Here is a 19534-nt window from a genome sequence, read left to right as displayed (position 1 = left end):
AAATCGACCCCCAAAATATTAGATTTTTGGTCTAACTTTTGGGGGTCGGTACAAGACGGCAAGCTGTTTTTTTGTGATCGCCTTTTTACAAACGCCAAAAAAACACGCCAATTTTTTTCATTTCGCAAAAGACGCAGAGGAGATTGGTTCTGTATAATCGTAGAAATATCTTGAAGGGGGAATAAGTATGCATGAAGAAAAGAGCAATCAGTCATGGCAAAGCCTGGCATTTGTTTGGGCAGGTGCAATGATTTGTGTTCCTAGTTTGATGATTGGCGGCACGTTGGTAACGGGAATGTCCTTCATTCAAGCATTATTGACCGGGTTGATCGGGTACGGAATTATTGTCGTATTGATGATTTTGCAGGGAATGCAGGGGACGGATCTGCACAAACCAACGGTAAGTACAGCTTCACAGGTTTTTGGGAAAGTCGGTTCGCAAAAGATCATATCTATTATTCTAATGATTGCATGTCTGGGCTGGTTCGGGATCCAAGCCAATGTATGCGGACAAGCCTTTTCGACTTTTTTGGCCACTTACGGCGTCGAGTTGCCAATTCAACTCTCCTCACTAATTTGGGGAATCATCATGCTGGTCTCTGCCCTGTATGGTATTAAATTTTTGAATATTTTAAATTATGTGGCAGTACCTATTTTGGTGATTACTTGTGTTTATGGAGTGGTGGTTTCGATCAGCAACACAGCAGGCGGCTCTATCTTTGATTACCAAGGAAGCGGAGAACTTTCCATGGCTTCTGGGTTAGCAATTACCATCGGTTCCTTCGCTCTGGGAGCTGTCATCGCTGGGGATTATTCACAATATTGCGGCAGCAGAAGAGATGTTGTTAAAGCAGCAGCTTTAGGTATCTTGCCTTCAGGTGTGCTGATGATCGGTGTCGGAGCAGTTTTGACAATTACTGCAGGGACAGCGGATATCGCGGAAGTCTTTATGGGCATCGGCTCACCGATTTTAGGTGTGATCGCTTTGATCCTGGCTACTTGGACGACCAATGCGGTTAATGCGTTCTCAGGCGGGTTGGCGATGATTAATGTGTTCGACATTTCAAAGGAAAAAGAAAAAATCGCTGTGGCAGTTGCTGGAGGGATCGGCACGATATTAGCGGTTGTCGGTATTTTAAATTATTTTGTACCGATTATGTCAGTATTGTCAGCGATGGTTCCAGCAGTGGCTGGTGTGATGATCGCGTCATACTGGGTCGTGCAAAAAGGGGATCCGGCGAAATGGGCGCCGGTGAATGGTGTAAACTGGTTGGGGATTATTTCGTGGCTGATTGGTGCGGGGGTTGCTAGTGCACCAGTTATTTTAAGTTTCTTTCCTGCCTTGCCTCAACTGCCGAATCAACCATTGATCGGGATTGTATTATCGTTTATTTGCTATTTGATTGGGCGTAAAGTTTTTGCAAAACAGACAAATGTAGAAATCACTAAAGTGGAGGAATAAAATGATGCGCTATTTAGACAAGGAAGCGATTGAAAATATTGCTGTTGGAGCAGCTTTTTTAGGTACCGGTGGCGGAGGCGATCCTTATATCGGAAAAATGATGGCTCTGTCTGCTATTCAGGAGCATGGACCTGTTAAACTGATCAGTCCAGAAGAGGTTAACGACAATGACTTTTTCATGCCCTCTGCAATGATGGGTGCTCCGTCTGTATTGATTGAAAAGTTTCCTAAGGGCGATGAATTTGTGCGTGTCTTTGAGAAATTAGGCCGTTACTTAGGCGTGGAAGAGGTCGCTGGGACCTTTCCGATGGAAGCTGGCGGTGTGAATTCCATGATCCCAATCGTTGTTGCTGCAGCTTTAAATATTCCGCTGGTAGACTGTGATGGGATGGGGCGGGCCTTTCCAGAGCTTCAAATGACAACCTTTCATTTAGGCGGCATCTCCGCAGCCCCTATGGCTATCACGGATGAAAAGGGCAATATTGGGATCATGGAAACCATTGATAACAAGTGGACAGAACGTCTGGCCCGTGTGCAAACAGTCGAGATGGGGGCTAGTTCATTAGTCAGTCTCTATCCTTCTACGGGAAAACAGCTGAAACAACACGGAATCCATCATATCATGACGTTCTCTGAAGAAATCGGACAAGTAATCCGCAGCAATGAACAAGATGAAGCGACTAAATTTGCGCAGCTGCTGGAGTTGACTAACGGAATTGAGCTGTTCCAAGGAAAAATTACCGATGTGATCCGGCGAGTACAAGGCGGCTTCAACTTTGGCGAGGCTACCATTGAAGGGCTGAATCAGCAAGCAGACTCACAAATGAAGGTCTGCTTCCAAAATGAAAATTTGATCGCCGAAAAAGATGGTGTACCGATGGCTATGACCCCGGATTTGATCTGTATGGTTGATCTTGAAACATTGATGCCAGTAACAACGGAAGCACTGAAATACGGCAAGCGTGTTCGAGTATTGGCTTTGCCATGTGATGAGAAATGGCGGACCGATAAGGGCATTGAAACAGTCGGGCCGAACTATTTCGGGTACGATCTTGAATATGTACCGTTAGAAGAAATCGCAAAGCAAGGAGGAAACGCTCGTGTATAAGATTGGGATCGATGTAGGCGGAACAAATACGGATGCAGTCATTATTGACGAACAGTTAAAGCTTGTGCATGGAGTAAAAGTGCCCACCACTGAAGATATCCAGACCGGGATCGAACAGGCACTTCACAAAGTAATGAAGGAATCAGCAATTGATCCATCAAAAATCAGCCATGCCATGTTAGGGACGACGCAATGTACCAACGCGATCGTTGAGCGAAAAAAACTATCTAAGGTCGGTGTTCTCCGTTTGGGCTATCCGGCAACAGCCTCGGTAAAACCATATACGGCTTGGCCAGAAGACATGGTAGAGACTCTTGGTAAAAACTATGAACTGGTTCAAGGAGGCTATGAATATGACGGACAGCCTCTTTCCGCTATGAATGAAGCAGAAGTGAAGCAAGTCTTGACCAGGTGGCAAGGAGAAATTGAATCTTTGGCTATTATCGGCGTCTTTTCTTCGCTGAAAAATGACCAGGAATTTCAAGTGGCCGAATGGTCGAAAGAAATTCTAGGAGAAGCCGTTCCAGTTTCTTGTTCTTCTACCATTGGTTCGGTAGGACTGATCGAGCGAGAAAATGCGACGATTTTAAATGCTGCATTAAATAAAGTAATGAGTATGACCAGCAATGGATTTGAACGAGCATTGGAAAGCGAAGGTATCCGGCAGGCTGAGGTTTATCTCTGCCAAAATGATGGGACCTTGATGTCGATCGAGTATGCGCGCCAATTTCCGATCCTTACGATCGCTTGCGGACCGACCAATAGTATTCGTGGGGCTTCGTACTTGGCAAGACTAGAGAATGCCATCGTTCTTGACGTAGGCGGTACAACGTCGGATCTGGGTGTACTAGCGGACGGTTTTCCTAGAGAATCCTCTTTGGCAGTCGATGTTGGCGGAATTCGCACCAATTTCCGGATGCCCGATATCGTTTCCATCGGACTTGGTGGCGGCAGTATTGTTCGTGAAGGAGCTGAAGGAGTCACCGTCGGACCGGACAGTGTCGGATACAAAATCACGACAGAAGCAAAAGTCTTCGGCGGAGAACAAGTCACGGCGACTGATATTGCTGTTCGTTTAGGCAAAGCTGCAATTGGTGATGCTGCGCTTGTGGCGGATATTCCTCAGGAGTTTGCTGAAAAAGCCTATCAAAAAATCAAGTCGATGACAGAAGATGCGATTGATAAGATGAAGACCAGCTCCGGGGATGTGGACCTTGTGTTGGTGGGCGGCGGCGCGATCATCATACCTGATGATTTAAAAGGAGTCGCTAACGCTTACGTGAATGAACATGGCGGGGTGGCAAATGCGATTGGTGCCTCGATTGCTCAGATCAGCGGACAATACGAGCAAATCTATATCTACACGAAGATGGAGCGTTCGGATTGTCTGAAGGATGCACAGCAAAAAGCGTCGCAACAAGCCGTGCTGGCTGGTGCTGTTGAAGAGACCATCGAGCTAGTTGAAGTGGAAGAAACCCCGTTGGCTTACCATCCAGAAAATGCCACACGCTTACGAGTGAAGGTAGTAGGCAAAATGAAATAAAGTATAAATGAAGCGACAACAAAAACTGAACGGTTTTGTTGCCGCTTTTTTTATTGATCAAATCAGCGCCAATAATGCATCGATCTCGGTTTGTCTGGTTGCCCAGCTAGTCGCGAAGCGAACAACTGTGTGTTCCTCATCGTAGGCCTCCCAAAAACTGAAAGCGACCTGGCGCTTCAATTCTGCCATCTTTTGGTTTTCCAAGATGATAAACTGCTGATTTGTAGGCGAATCCAGCAACAGTTTATAGCCTTTTTCTAGAAATCCGGCCTTTAATTGATCGGCCATCTCGATCGCGTGTCGAGAAATCTCAAAATAAAGTTTTTCTGTAAACAGAGTATCAAACTGAATTCCTAACAGTCGTCCCTTGGCCAGCAAAGCCCCTTGCTGCTTCATATGGGCAAGAAAATGTGCGGGGGTATTCTTGCGAGTAAAAACCACTGCTTCTCCCAACAAAGCGCCCACCTTTGTTCCTCCGATGTAAAAGACATCACAATAGTCAGCGATATCTGCAAGGGTCAGATCATTTTCTTTACTTGCTAAGCCATAGCCTAAGCGAGCACCATCCATGAATAATGGAATGTTGTACTCGCGGCAGATTGCAGAAAGCTGTTTCAAATCCTCTTTGGAGTACAAAGTGCCATACTCAGTTGGCTGAGAAAGATAGACCATTCCAGGAAAGACCATAAATTCGTGGTTTTCATCTTCCCAAAACCGTTCCAGATAATTTTTCACATCCTCTGGCTTGAGTTTGCCGTCTGTTTCCGGCAAGGCCAAAATTTTGTGTCCAGTAAATTCTATGGCGCCTGTCTCATGGGTGCTGATGTGCCCTGTCTCCGGAGCAATCACACCTTCATATTTATTCAATAGGGAAGCAATGATTAACGCATTGGTCAAGGTTCCGCCTGAAACGAAATAAATGTCTGCATCGGGGCATTGGCAGGCTTCTTTGATTTTCTCTTTTGCGGATGATGAGTAGGGATCATTGCCATAGCCGCTTAATTGTTCCTCATTGGTTTCTAAAAGACGCTGCAAAATCGTTGGGTGAGCGCCCTCCAAATAATCTGATTCAAAATTTAACATACGTGCTCCTCCTCTTTTTTCTTTCCCTCAGTGTAACGAAAAAATGCATAAATTTGTATAAATTTTACTAAAAATGCAAAATGTGGGCTTTATTTGTCTGTTTATTGTTACAATGAAATAGAGGAGCCAGTGAGTGAACTGGAATATGCTTGCTAGGAACGAGTCAGAAGAGCAACATATTTTTTTACAGCATCTAAACAAATCAAGCCTCACGTAGTGTTTGGAGAAGCAAGTCACTGCATTTCATGTTTAGGAATGCATAGAATAGTTTAGGGAGGAATGACTATAGATGAAGAAAACGTTCAAAGAAGTAATTATTGCTATTTTGCCAATGACCATCTTAATCGTTTTGCTAACCATCATTTTTGCACCTTTGGACAGTGAGTCCATGATTTCGTTTTTGATCGGTGCAGGAATTATGATGTTGGGAATGGCATTGTTCTTGTTCGGGGCAGATTATTCCATGATGGAAGTTGGCGATTTATTAGGGAAATTTTTGATTCGCAAACGAAATTTTCCATTATTAGTTGGACTAGCATTTCTAATTGGGATCGTGATCACGATCGCGGAACCATCTGTGCAAGTGCTGGCGCAACAAGTAACGGATATCTCGGACGGGACGATTTCAAGGACGATCCTAATTGCTGTGGTGAGTATCGGTACGGGGATTTTTCTTGTTTTTGCAGTATTGCGAATGGTATTCAAATTCTCTTATTTGAAAATGATGGCTGTCGGCTATGCGGCGATTTTGGTTGCCTCTTTTTTCACTGATCCGCAATTTATGCCGATCGCCTTTGATGCAGGCGGTGTTACGACAGGGCCGGTGACGGTACCGTTTATCTTGTCGTTTGCAACTGGTTTGACCAGTATGGTCCGTCAAGGAAAGAATGAGAATGATAGTTTTGGGATGGTCGGCGTTTCTTCGCTCGGCCCCGTACTAGCCGTCATGTTGTTGGGAGTGATTTTCCGATGAGCATTGACTTTAACGAATTGCTGCGGCAGATCATACACGGGATCGATGATGTCGCAGGCGATGTAATTCTTTCTGTCGCACCGATCGTCTTAATCTTTATCGTGTTGAACGCTACCAGCTTTAAACTGCGCAAACGACGCTTTGCCCGTATCATGAAGAGCTTTTTGATCACGACCGTGGGCTTAATCTTGTTTTTACATGGTGTAAACATTGCTTATCTACCAATCGGCGAACATTTAGGCTCGACGATCGCGGCGATGGACGCCAACTGGATCCTGATCCCTTTAGGCTTTTTGATGGGCTTTCTAGTCGGATTTGCTGAACCTGCGATCCACGTAATGGTCAAGCAGGTGGAAGAACAAAGCGAAGGGCGAATCAACGGCAATGTTTTGCTGGGGTCTGTTTCTATCGGAATCGGACTGGCAGTCAGTCTATCCATGTGGCGGCTGTTGGCAGGATTCTCGTTGTATTACTTTTTGATTCCAGGATACATCTTGGTCTTTCTTTTAGGAAGAAAAGTCGATAAAATGTTCTTAGCGATGGCGTTCGACAATGGTGGTGTTGCGACTGGACCAATGTGCTCCACCTTTATTTTAGCGATGTGTGTGGCGATTGCCGCTCAAATAGAGGGGCGTGATCCAATGATCGATGGGTTTGGTGTTGTAGCAATGATCGCATTGACCCCGATCTTAACGACGTTGGCTTTAGGATATGTTTATAAATTGAAGGACGAAAGAGACCAAAAGGCAAAGCGCGCTTTGCAGGATAGCGAGGGAGAAGAATGAGTAAATTAGTGGCATTGCATTTAAAAATGATTGTAACGATTGTGGATGGCGGAAGTGGTCAGGATGTCGTTGATTTTTCAAAAGAAGCTGGAGCAGTCGGCGGAACGATCCTGCACGGGCGAGGCTCAGGGGTCCATGATAGCGGAAAATTTTTTGGGCTGGATATTCAACCGGAAAAAGACATTGTTCTAACGCTAGTGCCAGCAGATATCGAATTGGATATCATGGAAGCAATCGGCAAAGGCATCCGTATCGACAAACCAGGCAACGGTGTGTGCTTCTCCATTGATATCGATAAAGCGATGGGCATGACATCCATCAAGTCTTTTGGTGAAACCAAAACTATGAATGAACTAAACAACTAACAAACAGCGTGGAGACAGATGACAGAGCTCCACGCTGTTTTTGTGCTGTTTATCAAAAAGAACAAGGGATCAAAGTTCAATTACCTGACCAACCTCCATGATTTCGACGACACCCTCTGGTAATGCTCTTACCAGTTGTTGAGGGTCTTGTTTGATCAGAGGGAACGTATTGTAATGGATCGGAACGACTTTTTTAGTGTTCAGCATTTTTGCCGCCTCGACCGCATCCTCAGGTCCCATTGTAAAGTTGTCACCGATCGGCAAAAAGGCGATATCGATCTCAAATTTGCGTCCCAATAAGGCCATGTCCCCAAAAAGTGCAGTATCTCCTGCATGATAAATCGTTTTTCCTTCGGCTTGAAGCAAGAAGCCGGCCGGTTCACCAAGATAGATCATTTCGCCATCCTTTTGATAGCCGGTACTATGCTGAGCATGGATCATTTTGAGTTTCCCGAAAGAAAACGTGTGACTACCGCCGATATTCATGCCGTGAGTTTGTTTAACGCCCTCTTTTTCTGCAAAGGTACACAATTCGACGATTCCAACAACCGTTGCGTTGTTTTGTTTAGCGATCGGGACCATATCGCCAACATGATCCTCATGCCCGTGAGTGATCAAAAGCCAATCCGTCTTCACCTCAGCTACGTGAAGATCGGTCAATGGATTGCCAGTGATGAATGGATCGACCAAAATTTTTTCCCCATTGTCCATTTCGATAAAAAGCACAGAGTGTCCATGATACGAAAGCTTCATTTTTTCTACCTCCTAGTTTTCTTGGTTTCAAGTCAACGATTGTTTTCATTTATTATACTCGATTCTTTTTGAAGATGAGAAGAATTGATTTACAGACTGTTCGTTTGGAAAAGAAACAGGTAAAATAAGAGCAAAGATAGGAGGAAACGAAATGAAGGTTGTTATTGAAGACCATTTGAAGAAGCTTGGCGTTACCTTGGCCTACACAGTCGTTGAGTTTGAAAACGAAACCTACAGTGAAAAAATTTGGCAGGAGCTGCTGAATCCGCTGCTCCAAACCATCGAAGAAAAGGACAGTATTGAAAGGATTAAGGACGATGAAGCGATGATCGCTACGAAAAAGGTTTATCGTGCGCTAGGGAAGGATCCGGCTCGTTTTCGCCCATCTTCAGACAGCTTGTGGCGCAGAGTGATTCAGAAAAAAGGGCTGTATCAAATCAATAGCTTAGTAGATTTGAATAATTATTTTTCACTAAAATACAAGCTTCCTTTTGGGAGTTATGACGCAGCTAAAATTGCTGGTGAGATAAGATTAGGTGTAGGCCAGGAAGGTGAAAGCTATTCGGGAATTGGAAAAAAAGCAGTCAATATCGAGAATTTGATGGTTCTGATTGACGCAGCAGGTGCCTTTGGTAGTCCAACCTCCGATTCAACGCGTGCCATGATTAGTGATCACACAAGCCAAGGCCTGATCGTCGGTTATTTATTTGGCGGAACAGACGCGGCAGCAATGCAAAAGGATATTGCTGTTTTAGTAGAATCATATTTGAAAAATGGCAAAGTGGTTGAACAAGGAATTGTATAGAAAAAGGAGTTGGCCTCTTCGCCAACTCCTATTCTTATGCCCAGTTGTTGCAGACATCGACCCAATGCTGAGTGTTTGCGTAGGTTTCCAGTTCAGGTATCGTTAATTCAATGGCACTATTGCTGTCGCCGCAAGCAGGAAAGACGGTTTCGAATCGTTTCAATGATTCGTCTAGATAAACCAGGACATCCGAGGGAATGGCAAAAGGGCAGACTCCGCCGATGGGATGGCCGACTTTCTCGACAACAGTATCCACTTTGAGCATCAGGGCACGTTCATGAAAGGTTTGCTTGAATTTAGTATTGTCGACCTTTGCATCCCCCGCAGCAACGATCAAAATTGTTTTATCTGCTTTTTTCAGCTGAAACGATAGAGTTTTAGCAATCCTTTCAGGGGCACAACCCAAGGCTTGAGCAGCCAACTCAACAGTGGCACTAGACACATCGAACACAATAATGCGCTCTGCCATGCCGTATTGAGCAAAATATTCTTTCACTTTTTGAAGACTCACAGTAACTTCTCCTTTAATCATTTTCTTATGATAGTACACCGGTTTTTTCCATAAGTAAATGAGATTCCGTCCAAAAAAATAGCAGATCGTTAAAAAAAAGAAACAGATTTTTCAGTTTTGTTTTGTCAAAAAAAACACCATTCGGTACAATGTTAGAAAGGGGGAAGAACAGTGAAGAAGTGGAAACAGGGATATGCAAGGCTGGACCTTGTCAAAAAAAGAAGATTGTGGGTATGGCTGATCGTAATGGTTCTGTTTTTCTCCGTCTATATCGGGGCAACTAGTTTTTATTTGCACAAGGATCGTACACAGGAAGAAAAATACTGGACACACTATTTGAATGAAAAGGATCAGTTAACGCCTCAAGAAGAGACGATTGCTGCCGGCGCAACGAGAGTGAACGTTGGCTTATACATGGAAAATATCAACGAAATCAACATTCGTAACTCGTATTATACGGTCACCTTCCAAGTTTGGTTCAAATGGCAGGACAATCCTGCACTAGACATGATCGAAAATTGCGAAATCTATCAGGGACAGATCATTTCTTCTGAAACATTGAAGGACACAACGACCGGCAATATTCGCTATCAGCTGGCTCGAGTCACAGCAAAGGTGTCTAAAACCTTTTGGACGACACGTTTTCCCTTGAGCTCGTATCAGCTACGTATGTATCTAGAGCCTAAAGCCAGTATAGAAGACATTTTATTTGTTCCCGATAAAGAAAATGCTACGATCAATCCGAACATCAATGTAGCCGGCTTTGACCTGCAGCGTTTTGATACCAATCTATTTGTACAGGAATATGCGAACTCCAAAGGCGATCCGGAAATCGAAGCGCAGAATGAATCGTATGTCGTGACTGAATATTTGGCAGCAATGGAGCTGAATCGCGACAGTATCGGTCTGTACATCAAATGTTTCATCGCGTTAGTCGGCACGTTAGGGTGGGTCTTGATCGTGCTGTTCATTTGTACGTATCACAATGTTGATCCATTGAGTATGATCCCTGGTGCCTTGTTTGGGACAGTCAGCAATATCTTAGTTGGGGCGAATTTGGTTCCCGATGCGTTACACACAGGATTATTGGAATTCGTAAATGTTTTTGGGATTTTGATTATTTTGTTCGCCTCGTTTGCGATCATCACGATCAATCGAATGCGGACGTACCATGAGGATGATCAATATGCTTCGTTTTTCGGAAAACATGTCTTTTGGCTGTTGACCTTTTTTACCATTTTAGGCAATGTGGTCATCCCAATGGCAGCTTATAACTTTCATTGATTTACGGTGATCCATCAAGATAAACTGTTGATGGATCACTTTTTTGTTATATTGAAAAAAGGAGCAAAGAGATGAAGGAAGAAAAGAAAAAGTTATTGGCCAAGATCGCTTATATGTATTATGAGCAGCAAATGACTCAAGCGCAGATCGCGAAGGAATTGAATATTTATCGGACAACGGTCAGCCGAATGCTCTCTCAAGCCAAAGAAGCTGGCATCGTGGAAGTAACGATCCATCATTTTGATCCGGCGCTGTTTTCGTTGGAAAAACAACTGGAGACCCGTTATGGATTGAAACATGTAGAGATCGTCTCCAGCAGAAGTCAAGCAACGGAAGAAGAGAAGGAAGAGACTCTTGCTCGATCCGCAGCTAGCTGGCTTAGAAGACAATTGACCGATGACATGGTAATTGGGGTTTCATGGGGAGAGAGTGCAGGAATGACCGTCAATCAATTGGAGTCGAAACTATTGAATCATGTGACGATCGTACCTATCGTTGGCGGACCAAGTCACATCAACTCACGGTATCACGTGAACACATTGGTTTACGAATTGGGAAAAAAGACCAATGGACACAGCTTGTTTGTCAATGCCACCGTTATCCAGGAAACGCCACAATTGGCCAAAGGAATCGTTCGGTCGAAATACTTTCATGATCTAAAGGAGTATTGGCAGAAGTTAGATCTTGCGATCGTAGGTGTGGGTGGTCCATTAAGTTACAAGAAAAGCCAGTGGCGCGATCTGTTGAATGAACAAGATCTTGAAGAGCTGAAATTGCGAGAAGCGGCAGGAGATTGCTGTTGTCGATTTTATGACCGATTTGGCAAGCTGCTGAAGGGAGAGTTGGAAAAACGCACGATTGGATTATCGTTAGAAGAGCTGGCTCAAGTGCCCCAAGCGGTAGGCATCGCTCGAGGAGAGATCAAGGCGCGATCTATCCTGCCTTTATTGAAAAAGAATTATTTGAATACCTTGATTACTGATCAGGAAACAGCAGTTAAGATTTTAGAAATTGACAAAGAACAGAAGTAGCACCATTCCTTTCAATTGCACATTTGTGCTATTCTTCAGCTTGTTTTACTGGAAAATGTTGATTTAGCAAGCTTTGTGGATTTTTACCGCGGCGAATGCTGAAGAAGTACAGGTTAGATGATATGCTATAGTCAACAAAACAATAAAGGAGTTTAATTAAATGGAATTTATGCTGGACACCGCCAATATTACAGACATCAAACGTTATGTGGATGCGTTGCCGATCGCTGGGGTAACATCAAATCCATCGATCGTAAAAAAAGAAGGAAAAATTGATTTTTTCCAGCACATGAAAGAGATTCGCGGCATCATTGGCGAAAATCGTTCACTGCATGTACAGGTCGTAGCGAAGGATTATGAAGGCATGATTAAGGATGCAGAAACAATCTTGGAAAAAATTGATCAAAAGGTTTTTATCAAAGTTCCTGTCAGTGAAGTCGGCTTGAAAGTAATCAAGGAGTTGAAACGCCGAGGCGTGAATGTGACAGCTACTGCTATCTACACGAAGTTTCAAGCCTACTTGGCCATTGCTGCCGGAGCAGATTACGTGGCACCTTACTTCAATCGAATGGAAAACTTGAACATCGATCCAAGAGAAGCGATTTTTGAAATCGCTCAGGAGATCAAACGTACTGACAGTCCAACAAAGATCGTAGCGGCTAGTTTTAAAAACGCTGGTCAAGTCAATGTTGCTTTGGAAAATGGCAGTCAAGCGGCGACGATGGGGGTGGATATCATTCAGCAAGCCTTAGCAATGCCATCGATCGCTCAAGCAGTGGATGATTTTACAGCGGATTGGGAAGCAACCTTCGGAAAGAGCAGTACCATTACCTCACTTTAAAACAATCAGCACGCCGTCCTATTGGCGGACTATCCGTCAATAGGACCATGAAGTAATCAATGATTTTAGAGCTGCTCTTTCCTCTTTGGAGAGTAGCTTTTTTATTTTTTCAAACAGTAATTGCTGCGCGATCGGGCGAGTGCTTTTTCTTTGGGAGGGGGAAGTATCCTAAAAGAGCTGCTATCGAAAGAAATGTCGTTCTCGTTTTAAACCATCCATTTTTTTAAATATTCTTTCTTGATTTGAATGGATATGATACTCTAATAAAAAGTTGATGATGTCCTTTCAATGTGATACAAGGAGGTTTCCATGAAGAAAAATCAAGATATCCACCCAGACCTGCAGGAGGTTGGGCTATTGGCGGTCTTGCCAAAAATCTATTCTCGCAAGACCTCTGCTGTCGCAAACCATGTTCTATATAAGTCGATTGGCCATCAAGTCCAGAGTCCTTTTCTGCGAATGGAAGAGCATTTCATCAAGCGCTCGGATGGCAGTCTCCTTCGGTTGTGTGTCTATCTGCCAAAAAAGACAACGAGAGAGATGCCGGGCTTAGTGTGGTTTCATGGCGGCGGCTATTCGATGGGGATCCCTGAAATGGATGAACGTTCCTATGAGGCATTGATGGAGACTAGGCCTTCTGTGATCGTAGCTCCTGATTATCGCCGCAGTATCGATGCCCCTTATCCAGCGGCACTGATTGATGGTTATCTTGCTCTGAAGTGGTTGAAAAAGCATGGAACAGATTTTGGCTGTCGCTTGGATCAATTGATGGTAGCTGGCAACAGTGCTGGTGGCGGCCTGACCGTTGCTCTGGCCTTGTTGGCACGGGATAGAAAGGAAATTAATCTGGCTTTTCAAATGCCGCTGTATCCGATGTTGGATGATCGAATGATCACCGATTCGGCTCGAAGCAATCGGGCACCTGTTTGGAACAGTCGGGCTAACAGGATCGCCTGGAAATTGTATTTGGATAATCAGTATGGGAGTAAGAATGTATCTATCTATGCAGCTCCTGCCAGAAATAAGGATGTCAAAGGACTGCCGCCAGCTTGCACGTACGTCGGCAGCATCGAACCATTTTTTGACGAAACCGTTGCGTATGTCCGTAGGTTGAAACAGGCAGGAATTCCCGTGGCATTTAAAATCTTTCCGGGTGCTTATCACGGGTTCTCACAGGTGAAACCAGATACTGAATTAGCGAAACAGGCACAAGCATTCATGAAAAAAAACTATGCTTATGCAGTCGACCATTTTTTTATGGAACAAGTGGAGAAGTAGATGGAGTTTAAGGAGAAGCAAAAGGAATGGGCTGCTTGGAAGTATTTCGTGATGGCTCGTTCTCAAAAAGAATACCTTTATCTGCGCGGCCTTTTTTCGGGAAACCAATGGTCATCAGAAAAGACCAAGCTTTTCAACGAAGCGTTAAAAAGAGTTCAGAAAATGCCGGAAAACAGCAAGGCCAAGAGAAACGCCTATGAGCATGTGTGGGGATACTTTAAAAAGCAGGCTAGTGATCAAGAGCGAGAAGTTTTTTTTGAAAAGCTGGCAGGGTTGTCGGATGAGCAAGATGAGGTATTGTCCTATTTAAAAAAGCTAAACCAAAAATACCGCGTACCGTACTTACAGTCCTCCAAGCTCTTTAAGGAGTAAAGGCAGATTGTTTTCGAGTTTGATAAAAGTCACCTATACTAGTTAGTATAGGGAGGAATCAATAATGGATACACGAGCAATTGTCATTGAAGAATACGGTCATGAAGACCAATTAAAAGAACAAACAATCACACTGCCCGAATTGGGAGAGCATCAAGTCATCGTAAAGGTGCATGCGACCTCGATCAATCCCATCGACTGGAAATTGCGAGAAGGCTACCTGCAGCAAATGATGCCTTGGTCATTTCCAATTATTTTAGGCTGGGATGTTGCTGGAGAGATTGTGGAAATCGGCGAAGCTGTAACAGGCTGGAAACCCGGTGACCACATTTTTGCCCGTCCGGAAACAACTCGCTTCGGAACATACGCTGACTATACGATCGTCGATGATCATCTATTGGCAGCAAAACCAGAGAATGCGTCCTTTGAAGAAGCTGCCGCAGTTCCATTGGCAGGCTTGACCGCTTATCAAGCGTTGTTCTTACATGGACACCTCAAGACTGGAGAAACGATCTTGATCCACGCTGGTGCCGGCGGAGTAGGCACTTATGCTGTTCAATTGGCAAAACTGACTGGTGCGAAGGTGATCACTACAGCCAGCTCAGAAAATGCTGCCCTTTTGAAGGAGTTAGGTGCCGATGAGGTCATTGACTACCATACGACTGATTTTTCAGAAGTACTAAATGATGTCGATCTGGTTTTTGACACACTGGGCGGTGAGATCCAAGAAAAGAGCTTCAAAGTTCTCAAAGCAGGCCGCGGCCGTTTGATTTCGATCGTCGGACAGCCTGATCTGGATTTGGCCAAAAAATACGATATTCTGTTAGCAAAAAGCATTTGGCTTGAACCTAACGGCACTCAGCTGAAGGAAATGGCTGGTTTTATGTCTGAGGGCAAAATCAGAAGTATCGTCGGACATACCTTTCCTTTAACAGCAGATGGAATCAAAGAGGCACACGAATTGAGCCAAACGCACCATGCCAAAGGAAAAATCGTGATCACAAATGAAAAATTGAATTAAGATGAAGAGTCGGTTGGATCAGCGATCGGCTCTTTTTCTGTGATTGACAGGCATGTCCTATCTTTGTTATCGTTAAAAGAAAGCGTTTTAGGGAGGCTGTTTGATGAGTAAAATAGTGGAAAGTATTGCTTTTTTGCAACAACAAAAATGGATTGATCTGACCCATGAGGTTTCTGCGGAAATCCCTTATTTCCAGTCTTTTAAGCCTTTATCAGAAGACACGCTGTGTACCTTAGAGGCAGACGGATTTTACGCGAAGCAATATCATATTGTGACTCAGTACGGCACGCATCTGGATGCGCCGATCCATTTTGCGGCAGGGAAAAAAACCTTGGATGAACTGGAGCTCCACCAGTTTATGCTGCCTTTGGTCGTGATCCATAAGGAAGAGGCAGTTGCTAAGAACGCGGATTATTGTCTGACCGTCAAAGACATCGAAGCGTTTGAAAAGGAGCATGGTCCAATTCCAGCAGGAAGCTTCGTAGCCTTTGCCAGTGATTGGTCGAAACGCTGGTCAGATCACACGGCTTATTATAACTTGGACGAGAGTGGACAAGCGCATACGCCGGGGTGGTCGATGGAAGCATTGAAATTTTTAAATGAAGAAAGACAGGTGACTGCGATCGGTCATGAAACCTTAGATACTGACACTGCAATCGACTGTACGAAGAACGGCGGGTTGTTGGGAGAGCTTTATTGGTTGTCGCAAAACAAATTCCAAGTGGAAGTAATGACCAATTTGTCCCAGGTTCCGGCTGTGGGCAGTGCGATCGTTCTAGGGGTACCGAAGATCAAAGGAGCGCCGGGTTTTACGATTCGAGCTTTTGCAGTTGTTCCTAAAGAGTAAGCTGTTTTTTTGAAAATACGGCACCAAATAGCCGTGGGAATCCCGCGGTTATTTGGTGTGTCCTACGATTTAAAACACGAAGCCCTGTTCTTTAAGAAATGCCTTGGTATGCGAGCGTCTTGGCTCATAAAAATGGGTCAGCATGTTGGTTGACCAATCTGTTTCTGATGGATTGGAGCTGCGCTTTGCATAGTACGATTTCATGACCTTGTCGTATTCGGTGATCTGTTCAATGGTTATCGGATGATAACTGTCCATATGATGGATATCAGCGATCGGAAGACGCGGTTTCACTTCGTTTTCATGATCGGGATAGCCGACAGAAAGTCCGAATAAGGGAAACGTATATTTCGGCAACTTCAACAGCTCTGCAATTTGAAACAGATCATTGCGAATTCCACCGATGTAGCAAATGCCCAGCCCTAAGGATTCTGCGTAGACACTCATCGTCTGTGCGGCAATTGTTGCATCAACGACAGCAACCGTGAAGGCTTCCTCGTTTTCGAGTGCTTCTAAGGAATGCTGGTGGTACTGCAGGATTTGTGCATGCTTGTTGAGGTCGGCCACAAAGATGTAAAATGCACCGGCCTCTTTGATATAGCCAATGCCATTTGCAAGACGTTCGATTGCTTCCAGCTTTTGCGGATCAGACACTTCAATGATCGAATAAGCCTGTACGAAGTTGGAGCTGCTGCCGCTTTGTGCCGCTTTAAGCAGATTCTGCCGGAGTGTCGGGGAAAGTTTTTCCGCGGTAAAGCTTCGTACAGAGCTGTGTGTAATTAGTTGCTGAAGTAAATCCATAATGATTCCTCCTGTTCTCTTTCTCATTTATCATAAAAGAGTGTTCTGAAAAAATCCAGTAGAGAAAATGAACAGAAAAAACCGAACATTTATGAAAATAAATGAAAAAATATTCATCATTTCCTCATTTCTATTTAGAGACTGTGCTATAATGATAAAAATCAATTTGGAGGGATCGTTATGCGCGGCATCGTGACTGTTATTGGAAAAGACAAAGTAGGGATTATTGCAGGTGTCAGTCAAAAGCTGACAGAGCTTGAAATAAATATTCTGGATGTATCTCAGACAATCATGGACGAGTACTTCACCATGATGATGTTGACAGACCTTGGAAATGCAAATCAACATTTTGATCGTATTCGGGAAGAATTACATCAGCTGGGGAAAGAATTAGGCGTGAAGATCAGCGTTCAAAATCAAGAGATCTTTGATGCAATGCACAAATTATAGAACATAGAGGCGAAAGACTTCTTTCATTGAAAAGCAGGAGGGGCTACATGGAAACCAATCAAATACTTGAAACGATTCGCATGATCGAAGAAGAAAATCTGGACATTCGGACGATCACGATGGGCATCTCATTGCTGGATTGTATCGACAGCGATAGTGATCGGGCCTGTGAAAAGATTTATCAAAAAATTACTTCAAAAGCGAAGGACTTGGTCAAAGTCGGGCAGGAGATCGAATCTGAATACGGCATTCCCATTATAAACAAGCGGATCTCGGTCACGCCGATCGCGATCATTGCGGCAGCCAGCGATGAAACAGATTATGTGAAGTATGCAAAGACATTAGATCGTGCGGCAAAAACTGTCGGCATCGATTTCATCGGCGGATTTTCCGCACTCGTTGAAAAAGGCTATCAAAAAGGAGATCAGGTGTTGATCGATTCGATTCCTCAAGCATTAGCAGAAACAGATTATGTTTGTTCTTCTGTGAATATCGGTTCAACTAAATCGGGGATCAACATGGATGCCGTGAAGCATATGGGAGAGATCATTAAAAAAACGGCTGCGGCCTCCGATCTAGGATGCGCGAAGTTAGTCGTTTTCGCCAATGCGGTGGAAGACAATCCGTTTATGGCTGGCGCTTTTCATGGTGTAGGAGAAGCAGACTGTGTGATCAATGTTGGAGTCAGCGGACCGGGCGTAGTGAAGCGCGCTTTGGAGAAGGTGCAAGGGGAACCCTTCGATGTGGTCGCGGAAGTCGTGAAGAAAACGGCCTTTAAAATTACCCGAATGGGTCAATTGGTTGGCCGAGCTGCTTCTGAACGGTTACATGTGCCTTTTGGAATCGTTGATTTGTCCTTGGCACCCACACCGGCGGTCGGTGATTCGGTGGCTCACGTGTTAGAGGAAATGGGTCTGGAAACAGTTGGGACCCATGGAACAACTGCAGCATTAGCATTGTTGAATGATGCTGTCAAAAAAGGCGGCGTGATGGCCTGCAATCATGTGGGCGGATTGTCAGGCGCATTTATTCCGGTCTCTGAGGATGCGGGAATGATCGATGCGGTAAACAATGGATCATTGAATATTGAGAAATTAGAAGCGATGACTGCGATTTGTTCAGTTGGGCTAGACATGATCGCTATCCCAGGAGATACACCAGCTGCCACGATCTCAGCTATGATCGCGGATGAGGCAGCTATCGGAGTCATCAATCACAAAACTACGGCGGTTCGGATCATTCCGGCTGAAGGAACAAAAATCGGCGACACTGTTGAATTTGGCGGTTTGCTTGGTCGGGCCCCCGTGATGAAAGTTAATCAGGCCAGCTCCCTTGACTTCGTGGCTCGCGGCGGACGCATTCCTGCGCCGATTCATTCTTTCAAAAATTAACACATACAATAAAGTTCAGAAAGCTGTTGGCTTTCTGGGCTTTTTGATTTGGCTTAATTACTCCAATCAAAGGTAACACTAGAAATAACTCAGAATGATTATCCATCGTTCGTCTATCCAATTTTCAATGCATTAAGAAAGAGGCAGGAGAATGGATCCCCTAGCTCTTCAGTATATTTCAGTACGATAAACACTTAACAACAAGGAGCAGACTTTCTGTGCGCTCATTGTTTTGTAGTCCTTCAACCAGCGAGTGATCAAGCCGACTGAACCTTCGACAAAATACGCAAGATACAGCTCCATTTCATCGGTAGTCGCTTCTGGAAAGAATTGTAAAAAGTGTTTGAAGGTTTTTGGTTTGATTCGTTCCAAAAGTGGGATCAACAGAGTACGGGTGTTGTTTCCCAGTACGAGAATCCGAACTTCAGGGCTGTCTTCGATTTTTTCTAGCAACGCCGTCAGCCAGTATTCCATCGGCTGATCATTCAATTGGATTTGCCCCAGCAGATCAGACAAGATCTCTTCTTCTATTTTTTGCAGCAGATCAAACGTATCCTTGTAATATTTATAAAAAGTTCCGCGATTAATATCTGCCAGGTCTGTGATCTCCTTGACCGTAATCTTTTCGACTTCCTTCAATTCCAATAAGTGCAAAAAGGCTTCGCGAATGGCTTTCTTCGTGTAAATCGTTCGACGGTTGTTTGCAGTCCCTACCACTGACGTTCCTTCTTTCTATCAACAGATACAACGAAACTGTCGTTTTTATAACGAGACGAGAAGATTTGTTTCTTGTCCTTTGGAATCGAGCCTAGTATACTAACTACAGATCA

General features: G+C 44.3%; 21 protein-coding genes. 16 read left to right on the top strand and 5 right to left on the bottom strand.

Annotation, left to right across the window (positions count from 1 at the left end; genetic code table 11):
• Nucleotides 1-187: 187 nt before the first annotated feature.
• The 3 genes from NRIC_RS04240 to NRIC_RS04230 are packed head-to-tail and all read left to right on the top strand — an operon-like array spanning nucleotide 188 to nucleotide 4113.
• Entirely contained in the window at nucleotides 188-1462 is a 1275-nt protein-coding gene (locus NRIC_RS04240; protein ID WP_146621459.1) for a cytosine permease, read from the top strand.
• Between the two features lie 4 nt (nucleotides 1463-1466).
• Nucleotides 1467-2570: an S-methyl thiohydantoin desulfurase family protein gene (locus NRIC_RS04235; protein ID WP_146621467.1), complete on the top strand. Its 1104-nt coding sequence runs from the start codon at nucleotides 1467-1469 to the stop codon at nucleotides 2568-2570.
• Nucleotides 2563-4113 carry a hydantoinase/oxoprolinase N-terminal domain-containing protein gene (locus tag NRIC_RS04230; protein WP_146621458.1) on the top strand — a complete coding sequence of 517 codons (1551 nt, stop codon included), beginning with the start codon at nucleotides 2563-2565 and terminating at the stop codon, nucleotides 4111-4113. The genes NRIC_RS04235 and NRIC_RS04230 overlap by 8 nt, the downstream gene beginning before the upstream one ends.
• A 57-nt stretch (nucleotides 4114-4170) precedes the next feature.
• Here NRIC_RS04230 and NRIC_RS04225 read toward each other — a convergent pair whose 3' ends face one another.
• Nucleotides 4171-5196 carry a threonine aldolase family protein gene (locus tag NRIC_RS04225; RefSeq protein ID WP_146621457.1) on the bottom strand — a complete coding sequence of 342 codons (1026 nt, stop codon included), beginning with the start codon at nucleotides 5194-5196 and terminating at the stop codon, nucleotides 4171-4173.
• Between the two features lie 289 nt (nucleotides 5197-5485).
• On the opposite strand from NRIC_RS04225, the gene NRIC_RS04220 reads away from it, so the two are divergent.
• Genes NRIC_RS04220 through NRIC_RS04210 form a run of 3 tightly spaced genes read left to right on the top strand, consistent with a single transcriptional unit; the run spans nucleotide 5486 to nucleotide 7319 of the window.
• Nucleotides 5486-6169 (top strand): DUF1538 domain-containing protein, encoded by a 684-nt coding sequence (locus NRIC_RS04220; protein ID WP_146621456.1) that lies wholly within the window; start codon nucleotides 5486-5488, stop codon nucleotides 6167-6169.
• Nucleotides 6166-6954, top strand: coding sequence for a DUF1538 domain-containing protein (locus NRIC_RS04215; RefSeq protein WP_146621455.1), 789 nt, complete (start codon nucleotides 6166-6168; stop codon nucleotides 6952-6954). The genes NRIC_RS04220 and NRIC_RS04215 overlap by 4 nt, the downstream gene beginning before the upstream one ends.
• Entirely contained in the window at nucleotides 6951-7319 is a 369-nt protein-coding gene (locus NRIC_RS04210; RefSeq protein ID WP_146621454.1) for a P-II family nitrogen regulator, read from the top strand. Before NRIC_RS04215 ends, NRIC_RS04210 begins: the two co-directional genes overlap by 4 nt.
• Before the next feature lie 69 nt (nucleotides 7320-7388).
• On the opposite strand, the gene NRIC_RS04205 is transcribed toward NRIC_RS04210, so the two are convergent.
• On the bottom strand, nucleotides 7389-8072 hold the full coding sequence (locus NRIC_RS04205) for a metal-dependent hydrolase (RefSeq protein WP_146621453.1): 684 nt from the start codon (nucleotides 8070-8072) through the stop codon (nucleotides 7389-7391).
• A 151-nt stretch (nucleotides 8073-8223) separates the two neighbouring features.
• On the opposite strand from NRIC_RS04205, the gene NRIC_RS04200 reads away from it, so the two are divergent.
• Nucleotides 8224-8877 (top strand): B3/B4 domain-containing protein, encoded by a 654-nt coding sequence (locus tag NRIC_RS04200; protein WP_146621452.1) that lies wholly within the window; start codon nucleotides 8224-8226, stop codon nucleotides 8875-8877.
• Between the two features lie 34 nt (nucleotides 8878-8911).
• On the opposite strand, the gene NRIC_RS04195 is transcribed toward NRIC_RS04200, so the two are convergent.
• Nucleotides 8912-9388, bottom strand: coding sequence for a YbaK/EbsC family protein (locus tag NRIC_RS04195; protein ID WP_146621466.1), 477 nt, complete (start codon nucleotides 9386-9388; stop codon nucleotides 8912-8914).
• 171 nt (nucleotides 9389-9559) lie between these two features.
• Here NRIC_RS04195 and NRIC_RS04190 point away from each other — a divergent pair, with 171 nt between their 5' ends.
• The 7 genes from NRIC_RS04190 to NRIC_RS04160 all read left to right on the top strand — a co-directional run bounded on the left by NRIC_RS04190 (nucleotide 9560) and on the right by NRIC_RS04160 (nucleotide 16062).
• Nucleotides 9560-10672, top strand: a complete 1113-nt coding sequence (locus NRIC_RS04190) for a hypothetical protein (protein WP_146621451.1) — start codon at nucleotides 9560-9562, stop codon at nucleotides 10670-10672.
• Between the two features lie 71 nt (nucleotides 10673-10743).
• Nucleotides 10744-11703, top strand: a complete 960-nt coding sequence (locus NRIC_RS04185; RefSeq protein ID WP_146621450.1) for a sugar-binding transcriptional regulator — start codon at nucleotides 10744-10746, stop codon at nucleotides 11701-11703.
• A gap of 160 nt (nucleotides 11704-11863) precedes the next feature.
• Nucleotides 11864-12544 carry a fructose-6-phosphate aldolase gene (locus NRIC_RS04180; protein WP_146621449.1) on the top strand — a complete coding sequence of 227 codons (681 nt, stop codon included), beginning with the start codon at nucleotides 11864-11866 and terminating at the stop codon, nucleotides 12542-12544.
• 309 nt (nucleotides 12545-12853) lie between these two features.
• Complete coding sequence (locus tag NRIC_RS04175) at nucleotides 12854-13822, top strand: alpha/beta hydrolase (protein WP_146621448.1); 969 nt, start codon at nucleotides 12854-12856, stop codon at nucleotides 13820-13822.
• Entirely contained in the window at nucleotides 13823-14194 is a 372-nt protein-coding gene (locus NRIC_RS04170; protein WP_146621447.1) for a DUF1722 domain-containing protein, read from the top strand.
• A gap of 64 nt (nucleotides 14195-14258) precedes the next feature.
• Nucleotides 14259-15215: an NADP-dependent oxidoreductase gene (locus tag NRIC_RS04165; RefSeq protein WP_146621446.1), complete on the top strand. Its 957-nt coding sequence runs from the start codon at nucleotides 14259-14261 to the stop codon at nucleotides 15213-15215.
• A gap of 103 nt (nucleotides 15216-15318) precedes the next feature.
• A complete protein-coding gene (locus tag NRIC_RS04160) occupies nucleotides 15319-16062 on the top strand; it encodes a cyclase family protein (protein WP_146621445.1) in 744 nt (247 codons plus the stop codon).
• Nucleotides 16063-16131: 69 nt separating this feature from the next.
• Here NRIC_RS04160 and nfsA read toward each other — a convergent pair whose 3' ends face one another.
• Nucleotides 16132-16863, bottom strand: coding sequence for an oxygen-insensitive NADPH nitroreductase (nfsA, locus tag NRIC_RS04155; protein WP_146621444.1), 732 nt, complete (start codon nucleotides 16861-16863; stop codon nucleotides 16132-16134).
• A 180-nt stretch (nucleotides 16864-17043) separates the two neighbouring features.
• On the opposite strand from nfsA, the gene NRIC_RS04150 reads away from it, so the two are divergent.
• Together NRIC_RS04150 and NRIC_RS04145 are read left to right on the top strand one after the other, a co-directional pair.
• Complete coding sequence (locus tag NRIC_RS04150; RefSeq protein WP_146621443.1) at nucleotides 17044-17313, top strand: ACT domain-containing protein; 270 nt, start codon at nucleotides 17044-17046, stop codon at nucleotides 17311-17313.
• Between the two features lie 47 nt (nucleotides 17314-17360).
• Nucleotides 17361-18704 carry a PFL family protein gene (locus NRIC_RS04145; protein ID WP_146621442.1) on the top strand — a complete coding sequence of 448 codons (1344 nt, stop codon included), beginning with the start codon at nucleotides 17361-17363 and terminating at the stop codon, nucleotides 18702-18704.
• 168 nt (nucleotides 18705-18872) lie between these two features.
• Here the strand turns inward: NRIC_RS04145 and NRIC_RS04140 are convergent, their stop codons facing one another.
• Nucleotides 18873-19421, bottom strand: coding sequence for a TetR/AcrR family transcriptional regulator (locus NRIC_RS04140; RefSeq protein ID WP_146621441.1), 549 nt, complete (start codon nucleotides 19419-19421; stop codon nucleotides 18873-18875).
• Between the last annotated feature and the right edge of the window lie 113 nt (nucleotides 19422-19534).

The sequence above is a fragment of the Enterococcus florum genome (assembly GCF_004309355.1).
In the GTDB taxonomy this organism is placed as follows: domain Bacteria; phylum Bacillota; class Bacilli; order Lactobacillales; family Enterococcaceae; genus Enterococcus_A; species Enterococcus_A florum.
Note: the sequence above shows the minus strand (reverse complement) of the source record. Positions and strands in the feature narration are given on the sequence as shown.